The sequence below is a fragment of the Granulicatella sp. HMSC31F03 genome, assembly GCF_001807725.1.
Lineage (GTDB): Bacteria > Bacillota > Bacilli > Lactobacillales > Aerococcaceae > Granulicatella > Granulicatella adiacens.
Map to the genome: position 1 here is coordinate 120,615 of NZ_KV790866.1, position 9,190 is coordinate 129,804.

A 9,190-nucleotide genomic window follows, 5' to 3' on the forward strand; every position below is an offset into this window, starting at 1 on the left:
ATAGATAAAGGTATTATACGCTATTCTAAGCAAAAATACCAACATCCCCTTATAAAATTAATTCCAAACTTTGTCAATCTTACTTTTTAATACGCGCACTATTCAAACATTTTTTGAAAGTCTTTTCGATAACCACTGCATTCTCTGGGAAAATATTTTTTACTTTCTCTGAATACCTACTAATAGAGGCTCGTACATCTAAAATCCATATTTCTGCATTCTTTTGTGTTGGACGACTAAATCGACCTAATCCTTGGTAAAGTTGAAGAAGCATCATTTTAATAGAATAATGAGCAAAATAGGAACGATTCTGTTCTTTCATCTCCAATTGAACAATTTGTTGATGGGTTGTTACTGGATTTGGAAATGGTAATTTAGTAATTACTAAAGAGTCTATAGAAACTCCACCACTATCAAACCCTTCCCAGAAACTGTATACTCCTAGTAAAATGGAATCACTCTTTTCTTGGAATCTTCTTTGAATTTTCCGTCCTAATTGAGATCCTTTTTGAGCTAGTAACTCAATATGATTCCTTTTACAATAATTAACCATCAAATCTTCTACTGCCATCAATGCCTCAATGGAATGCATTAAAACTAACATTCTCCCCCCATTACGTTCATAAATCTGTTGAATACAATATGCGATTTGTTCGTGATATTGGTTACTTGAAGCTGCAGTAACAGAAACTAAGTCATTTGGAATAAAAATATGGTGGGCGGACAAATTCACTTTTGAGTCAATAATTGTAAGGTTCTCTTTTGCCTTTAAATCGTAAAATAAAGGAGTAAAAGTTGGAATTGTTGCAGAAATCCCTATTAACTTCTTAATTGTTTTCCTAAAATGATTAAAAATGTGAGTAACTGAGTCAACTCTCGATACTTCTATTGTTGTTTGTCCAAATTGATCTTTTCTTTCAATGACAAAATACGAATGATTGGACTCTTGGAATTTGAGCAAGGAATCCTTCATTTCTTGTAATAATTGAATGCTATTCTCAAATAAACTTGTCTTTCCTGAATTTTCTTGAAGATAATTCATTAACTGAATGATGGACTTTGTGAACGCTCGAATCATTTCATGATGAATCGTTTCAATCCATTCTTCATTTGTAAAAACTATAGATACCTTCAAATAATTTCCTCTATCCAATTCTTCAAACCAAGTTTCATATAAGTCACAAATTTCTAAAAGTTTGCGGTTTATTGTTCTGGACAAATGCTCCTCATCTTTTGAAAAATTTGTCATCGAATTTAGATAGTAATCACTCCATAATTGTTGTAATAAGAACAAGTTCGAGAATTTAATCGATACGGTTCCGTACTGTTCTAACGAATGTTCAAACTGTTGCACTTCATCTAATAGAACAATTGGTTTCACCTCTTTAGAAATTGTAGACGCATAATGAATTAAAAAGGCATGATTTGTTACTACGATACTGCTGTTTTGAACAGATTGAACAGCTTTCGTCCAATATAAACTTTCCATTTTAGAATTCTCTTTCACACAAATATCTTTCCAAAGAGATGATTGGTATAGGACTTGATTACATTCTGATAAATCTCCTGTTTTAGTTTCAGTAATCCAAACAACTAAGCCCATAACTGACAAACTGACCCTTGGACTCTTGTCATTTTTTAACTGACTAATTTTGTAAGAGAAAGCTTCTAAATCAATATAATTTCTTTGTCCCTTTATTGAAACAATAGGATTTTTTAACTTTAAGGCACTTACTATTGGAAGTACACTATCTTCATACAATTGTTGCTGGAGTAATAAATTTGACGTAACAATCCAAATAGGATTTTGATTTGTGCCCTTTTCAAGAGCTGCAAGAAGATAAGCATATGTTTTTCCAGAGCCTGGCGGTGCTTCTATAAAATGAATGGGTTCCTCTTCTTCTAATGCTTCAAGAATTTTTTTAATAATTTTTCTTTGAGCATCATTATCTTTTAAAAATTGATTTTCAACTAATTGACTATAGGCATTGATTGCAGAAACTTTAGTAGTTGTTGGAAAGCTTTTTTCTTCGAAAACCTTTTTCGACACTACAAAACCATTTTCTATTAAATGATTATTACTATCCTTCCCTTTAGAAATACTGAGGGCATCCTTAAAAATATCCCCCGTATCCCCAATAAGTTCACTCGAAAATTCAACTAATTGTTCAAGCGTTACCTTAGAAAAACTACGAATTTTCTCTTGAAGTTTTAAAAATAATTGGGCAGTTGCCTTAGCGTCACTTCCAGCTGTATGAACTTGTGTATGAGGAATTTTTAACATACTTGTTAAGTCACTTAAACGATAACTGATAGCTGTCGGGTAACAAATTTGAGCCAATTGAACAGTATCTATAAAGGGAACTTCTAACTCAATCCCTAGAGCCTCTTTTAAAGCAGTAATGATAAAAGGTCCGTCAAATCCAACATTATGGGCTACAAGAGTTCGACCTTCTAACAGATTGAAAATATTCATTGCCACTTCATCAAAATAAGGTGCTTTTTCAACATCAGCATTTGTTACACCCGTTAATAACTGTATTTCAAAAGGAATACTTTGCTCGGGATTTATATTTAAAGTAATATGTTCAACGATTTTATGATCAGTAATCAAGGTACACCCAAATTGAAAAATACGGTCCCCTTGCTCGTATTTAGGACCCGTTGTTTCTAAATCAATGACGGCATATTTTCTCTGCATTTGCAATCCCCCTTTCTCAGTATTCTCATCTATATTAGTGTACTAACTTCTTTAAAGGGTTGCAACCAACAAAATACACATTCGCTGACTATAGTTTATTTTTTTTCAAAAAAAAGAAGCTAGAGAGCACCTCTAGCTTCTTTTTAAATGATTTATATTTTAAACTGTTTTACCTTTATCCACAACTACTTGTACTTCTTCAGTTCCTGTAAGAACAGTATGCTGTTTGACAACTACACCTTTATCTGCAATCACATAATCTAGGTGAGCACCTGTCTTAATAATTGCATCCGATAAAATAATACTATTTCGTACAACCGCTCCTTCTTCTACGACGACATCACGGAAGATTATACTATTTTCAACAGTTCCGTTAATTTTCGATCCATCACCAAGTATAGATTCTTTTACAGCAGCGTTTTTTCCATAAATAGTAGGTACCGTATCTTGTACACGAGTAATAATATCTGTACCTGAGAGGAATACATCTTTAAGATTATTAAAATCTAACATATCCATATTTAAATCATAATAATCTTTGATATTATTAACAACCTTCAAATAACCTTTAATTTGATAAGCAAACACTCGTAAAGTTTCTAAATTTTTGGCAATATAATCTCTAAGAATATCTTCCCATCCTAGAGTTAATCCCTTCTTAACAATGCCATTGAAAAGTTCCTTGGTCAAAATGTAAATTTTTACTTGAGTTGCACAAATATTTTCTGACCCATCAAAATGATAAAGAGATTCATATACTTTATGATTTTCATCAAAAATGATTTGTGATTCACCAACATTAGGCTTTCTGTAAGTATAAGCTACAGTAATATCCGAACCAGTATCTAAGTGGTATTGGAACATTTCTTTAAAATCAATATTTCCAATAATATTGGTATCCGCTAAAATAACAAATTCTTCATCTAAACTTTGTGTATAAACCATCGTGTTAGCTAAAGCCTCAATTTTATTCTGAGGAATTCGCGTCGATAAGTAATTAGACATAGGAGTAATAAATTTAAGCCCACGATTTTTTCGGTTCAAATCCCAATCCTTACCATGAGACATATGATCTAATAAAGATTTATAGTTATGGTTGGTAAGGACTGCAATATTATCAATGTTGGCATGCACAAGAGATGAAATCATAAAGTCAACCATACGATAGCGAGAGATTACTGGCAATGCAGCCGCTGTACGATTTCGAACTAATCCTTGTAAATCATCATTTCTATAATTATCTGCAAATAGTACACAAAACGCTTTAATCATATTAGTTACCTCCAACTTTTGTATCTTCTGTAACAATCTCATCTTTACCAATTACGGTAATCATATCTTGACCAAGTTCCACTTCAGAATGCCCTACTGTTACTCCAGATTTTACAACAGTTCCTTCGGCAATAATTGAATTGGTAACTGTTGCTCCTTCTTCTATTACAGCATTTTGCATAATAATACTTCCTTGAACCTTGGCATTCTTTCCAATGGATACTCCAGAAGAAACAATAGATTCATGAACGGTTCCTAACACAATCGTCCCATCTGAAATCATTGAATCTGTTACTTGAGCACTATCTCCAATAAATTGAGGTAGTTTTCCTTCATGTCGATAGTAAACTTTCCATGTTTTATCAGAGATATTAAATTCATCTCTACGTTTAATTAAGTCCATATTGGCTTCCCAAAGACTTTCAATCGTACCAACGTCCTTCCAATAACCAGCAAAAGGAAATGCAAAAATTCGACGATTTTCTTCTAAGAGCATTGGGATAATATTCTTTCCAAAATCTTTTTCACTCTCAGGATTTTCCTCATCTCGAATTAAATACTCTTTAAGAACTTTCCAGTTAAAAATATAAATTCCCATTGAGGCTTTAGTCGAAATTGGATTTTCTGGTTTTTCAAGAAACTCAATGATTTGTAAGTCATCATTCGTATTCAAAATCCCAAAACGGCTTGCTTCTTCTAATGGCACATTAATATGAGCTACCGTTAAGTCAGCTTCTTTTTCCTTATGGAAATCAAGCATCTTATTGTAATTCATTTTGTAAATATGATCCCCTGATAAAATTAAAACATACTCTGGATCATATTGTTCAATATATTTAATATTCTGATAAATGGCATTTGCTGTTCCTTTATACCATTCACCCGTTTTTCCAGCAGTATACGGAGGAAGAATCGTTAAACCTCCATCAACTCTGTCTAAATCCCATGGGTTACCATTCCCCATATAGGAATTAAGTTCTAGAGGCATAAACTGTGTAAGAACACCAACAGTGGAAATTCCTGAATTAGAACAGTTAGAAAGTGGAAAGTCAATAATTCGATATTTTCCACCAAATGGGACAGCTGGTTTGGCCATATCTTTTGTAAGAACTTGGAGACGTGTTCCTTGTCCACCAGCTAGTAGCATTGCAACAATTTCTTTTTTTCTTGCCATATGTTTATCCTCCGATTAATTATTATTAATAATATATAAAGTTGAAAACGGTGGTACATTTACCTCTAAAGTATAATCAAACTCTTTATGTGGTTGAGTTTTTGTGTGAAGAGCTCTATTGATAAGCCCACTTCCGTTATACTTTCTTGCATCAGAATTTAAAACTACCTTATAACTACCCCATTTAGAAACACCTAATTTATAATTTCTGATTAAGTTTCCTGAAAAATTAGAAATAACTAAAATTTCATCCCCAGATTCATTTATTCTAGAAAACGCGAAAACATTATTCCAAATATCTTGAACCTCGTGCCACCTGAATCCTGACCATCCACCATCTAACTGCCACAATTCTGAATGTTTTTTATAAAAAGCATTCAAATCTTTCACATAACGATGAGTAGCATCATGAATCGGATAATTTAGTAGAAACCAGTCTAATTCTCTTTCTTCATTCCATTCAATAATTTGCGGAATTTCATTTCCCATAAAGTTTAGTTTTTTCCCTGGATGTGCCATCATATATCCCATAAAAGCACGGTAATTTGCAAACTTATCTTCGTAAGAAACCGGCGCTTTATCTACTAGAGATTTCTTTCCATGAACGACTTCATCATGTGAAATAGGTAAAATATAATTCTCAGTGAATGCGTACATCATAGAAAAAGTAAATTGATGATGAATTCCCCCTCTAAACAAAGGGTCTGTTTCTAAGTAATCAAGGGAATCATTCATCCATCCCATATTCCATTTAAAGTGGAATCCTAAGCCTCCTTCTTCGATTGGTTTTGTTACCCCTTCATAAGAAGTCGACTCCTCAGCTATCATCATCACCCCTGGATAATGATTTCTCACAAATTGATTCAGTTCTTTAATAAAATGAATAGCCTCAAGATTTTCAAAGCCACCGTATATATTCCTTGCCGACTCTTCCTCATTTCTACAGTAGTTATAAAATAACATCGAACTGACTGCATCGACTCTTAAGCCATCAATATGAAACTTTTCAATCCAAAAAACAGCACTAGAGAATAGAAAAGATTGTACTTCTGACCTTCCATAATCAAAAACCCTTGTCCCCCAGCCTTTATGTTCTTGTTTCCGGAGATCTCCATACTCGTAGCAAGGTGTTCCATCAAATTCATATAATCCGAAAGCGTCTTTCGTAAAATGACCAGGAACCCAATCTAAAATAACTCCTAGATTGGCTTTGTGGCATTCATCCACAAAATACATAAAATCTTCAGGAGTCCCAAATCTAGATGTTGCGGCAAAAAAACCTGTCACTTGATATCCCCATGATTTGTCATAAGGATATTCCGTAATTGGAAGCAATTCGATATGAGTATAGTTCATCTCTTTTACATAGGGGATCAATTCATCCACTAATTCCCGGTAAGAGTATGATTCTCCATTCTCTTTTCTCTTAAAAGATCCTAATTCTACCTCATATATATTTAAAGCATTTTGATAAGGAATATTTCTTTGTTCTATCCACTTTGAATCGGACCATGTGAATTCCGGAAATTCATATACTTTGGATGCCGTATTAGGTCTTGTTTCCGCATGTCTTGCATAAGGATCAGCTTTCCAAAGAAAATTTCCGTTATAAGGAATGATGACATATTTATAAGCATCAAATTGCTTAATTCCAGGAATTGTTATTTCATATATTCCGTTATCATTTATTCGTTTCATAGCAAATTTAGTAGGTTCCCAATTACAAAAATCACCAGTCACATAGACCTCTTTGGCATTAGGAGCCCATACTCGAAACGTACAACCTTCTTCAGTTAAAAAGTTACCCAAATAATCATAACTATGAAAGTTTCTACCTTCATGAAATAAATATTCTGCCATTTGTTGCACTTGACAATCACTCCTTTTCAAATCGCTTTACTATACAGATAAGCGTTTTCAAGTTCTGGACAAAAAATTAGAAAATGTTACTAGTTGAACAATTTCTCTTTTATAAATTATATCATATTTTTTTAATTTTCCTATACTATTGTGTGAATTTTCATGTTATTTATTGTTGTATCTATAATATTTTTCAATTCTTCGTTTTGTTATCACTTTTAAGAAGTTTGTATTACAATGAAACTAGATTTATAAATAAAAAGGAGGTTACTAATGATTCAATATCACTCACTTATGAATAAGTATCCTGCTGGTGCAGTGACCAATGAACAATCTGTCTTTATACAAGTAAAAGTGACTAAAGACACTCCTCTTTCATCGTTACAATTAATTCTAAAAGAAGATTTTACTCAAAAAATACATGTGTTACATCCAAGTCTATCTAAGATTGAAGCAGATGGGACATTATATACTTTTGAAATTTCTAAATTAGATACCGGTCTTTACTTCTACTACTTTGAAGTTCGATCAGAAATCGGGATGTATTTTTTAAGCAATAACAAATTTCAGGCGGTTCCTACACTCTACTTTAATGAAGTGAATTGCTGGCAATTGACTGTATATGATAAAGAATTCCACACTCCAGATTGGTTCAAAGGTGGAATTATGTATCAAATTTTCCCTGATCGTTTTAAAAAGAGTAACAATTATAAAGCCCAAATTGCGCGTAATGAAGAGGTCCGAATTAAACACTTTAATTGGAATGAAAACCCCGATTCAGGAATCACTCATGAAAATTATAAAGCTCAAGATTTCTTCTTAGGAAATCTAAAGGGAATTGAAGAGGAACTAGAACACTTTAAAAAACTAAATGTTAATTGTATTTATTTGAATCCAATTATGGAAAGTCCGGATAACCATCGGTATTCAACTGCTGACTATTTTAATGTCGATCCGTATTTAGGTACAAATGATGACTTTAAGGAGTTATGTGAGCTTTTCAAAAAGCATGGTATCCATATTATTCTAGATGGTGTATTCAGCCATACTGGTGATGATAGTATTTACTTTAATAAACAAGGTCACTATGAAAGTAATGGTGCCTTTAATTCAATCAATTCTCCATATTATTCATGGTTTAATTTCATGCACTACCCTGATACCTATCATTCATGGTGGGGATTTTCCAACCTTCCTACCGTTAATAAGTTAAACAAATCTTATATGGATTTTATAAACAATCCAAGCGATGGGGTTCTCCCATTTTGGCAACATTTAGGAATTTCTGGTTGGCGATTAGACGTGGCAGATGAATTTCCTGACGAGTTTTTAGATGAACTTCGGACAACAGTAAAGAAAACCGATTCTGAAGCACTTATTATTGGAGAAGTATGGGAAGATGCGACAACTAAAGTAGCTTATGATCGTCGTAGAAAGTATTTCCTTGGAGAACAATTGGATAGTGTAATGAATTATCCTTGGAAAAATGCAATTATAGAGTTTATTAAAACAAAAGATGCTTCAGCATTAAAATATGCTCTTGAAGAAATCATTGACCATTATCCAAAACCTGCTTTAGAAGTATTAATGAACTTATTAGATAGCCATGATACTGAACGCATCTTAACATCTCTTGGTTTTAATAATACTGAGGATGTCCCTCTCCACGAACGACCTACTTTAGAGTTATCTGGAGATATGCTAGAAGATGCTATTAGGAAACTAAAAGTGGCAAGTTTTATCCAATTCACGATTCCTGGTGTTCCATCTATTTATTATGGAGACGAGATTGGAATGCAAGGATTTAGAGACCCATACAATCGTAAAACTTTTGATAAAGCAAAAATGAATCAAGAGATTTTTGAACATTATTTGTCTCTAACAAAATTTAGAAATGATTATAAAGAAGAGTTCAAAGGAGATTTTAAAGTTATTTACTGTCAAGATGGTTGTTTAATTTATCAAAGAGAATCTCTTATTTGTGCCGTAAATATCAACAACCATTCTCACTTCGTAGAAGGATTGCATGGTAAACAATTATTTTCTAGCACTCCTACACGTAACCATCCTAAAGGATTAATAATTCCATCTGTTGGGTTTGCAGTTTATAAAATCAAAAAATAAAAAGAAGATTATCACGGTTGTGATAATGGCTCTTTGTCAAATAGTGTTGATGAAGAATT

Annotated in this window: 5 protein-coding genes; 1 reads left to right on the forward strand and 4 read right to left on the reverse strand. The window is 32.9% G+C overall.

Going from position 1 to position 9,190, the window contains the following annotated elements:
- Window positions 1–79 precede the first annotated feature (79 nt).
- From HMPREF3106_RS07025 to glgB, 4 genes are all read right to left on the reverse strand, one after another.
- A complete protein-coding gene (locus tag HMPREF3106_RS07025) occupies window positions 80–2,701 on the reverse strand; it encodes an exonuclease domain-containing protein (RefSeq protein ID WP_070445403.1) in 2,622 nt (873 codons plus the stop codon).
- Between the two features lie 159 nt (window positions 2,702–2,860).
- Complete coding sequence (glgD, locus tag HMPREF3106_RS07030) at window positions 2,861–3,973, reverse strand: glucose-1-phosphate adenylyltransferase subunit GlgD (protein WP_070437091.1); 1,113 nt, start codon at window positions 3,971–3,973, stop codon at window positions 2,861–2,863.
- Between the two features lies 1 nt (window position 3,974).
- Window positions 3,975–5,147, reverse strand: coding sequence for a glucose-1-phosphate adenylyltransferase (locus tag HMPREF3106_RS07035; protein WP_070437090.1), 1,173 nt, complete (start codon window positions 5,145–5,147; stop codon window positions 3,975–3,977).
- A 15-nt stretch (window positions 5,148–5,162) separates the two neighbouring features.
- Window positions 5,163–7,007: a 1,4-alpha-glucan branching protein GlgB gene (glgB, locus tag HMPREF3106_RS07040; RefSeq protein ID WP_070437097.1), complete on the reverse strand. Its 1,845-nt coding sequence runs from the start codon at window positions 7,005–7,007 to the stop codon at window positions 5,163–5,165.
- Window positions 7,008–7,280: 273 nt separating this feature from the next.
- Between glgB and HMPREF3106_RS07045 the strand changes: the two genes are divergently transcribed.
- Window positions 7,281–9,131, forward strand: a complete 1,851-nt coding sequence (locus HMPREF3106_RS07045) for a glycoside hydrolase family 13 protein (RefSeq protein ID WP_070437089.1) — start codon at window positions 7,281–7,283, stop codon at window positions 9,129–9,131.
- Window positions 9,132–9,190 lie beyond the last annotated feature (59 nt).

Bases quoted from the DNA above. Each gene is read 5' to 3' on its own strand.
- glgB (WP_070437097.1), bottom strand. From the start codon at position 7,007: ATGGCAGAATATTTATTTCATGAAGGTAGAAACTTTCATAGTTATGAT.
- HMPREF3106_RS07035 (WP_070437090.1), bottom strand. From the start codon at position 5,147: ATGGCAAGAAAAAAAGAAATTGTTGCAATGCTACTAGCTGGTGGACAA.
- glgD (WP_070437091.1), bottom strand. From the start codon at position 3,973: ATGATTAAAGCGTTTTGTGTACTATTTGCAGATAATTATAGAAATGAT.
- HMPREF3106_RS07045 (WP_070437089.1), top strand. From the start codon at position 7,281: ATGATTCAATATCACTCACTTATGAATAAGTATCCTGCTGGTGCAGTG.
- HMPREF3106_RS07025 (WP_070445403.1), bottom strand. From the start codon at position 2,701: ATGCAGAGAAAATATGCCGTCATTGATTTAGAAACAACGGGTCCTAAA.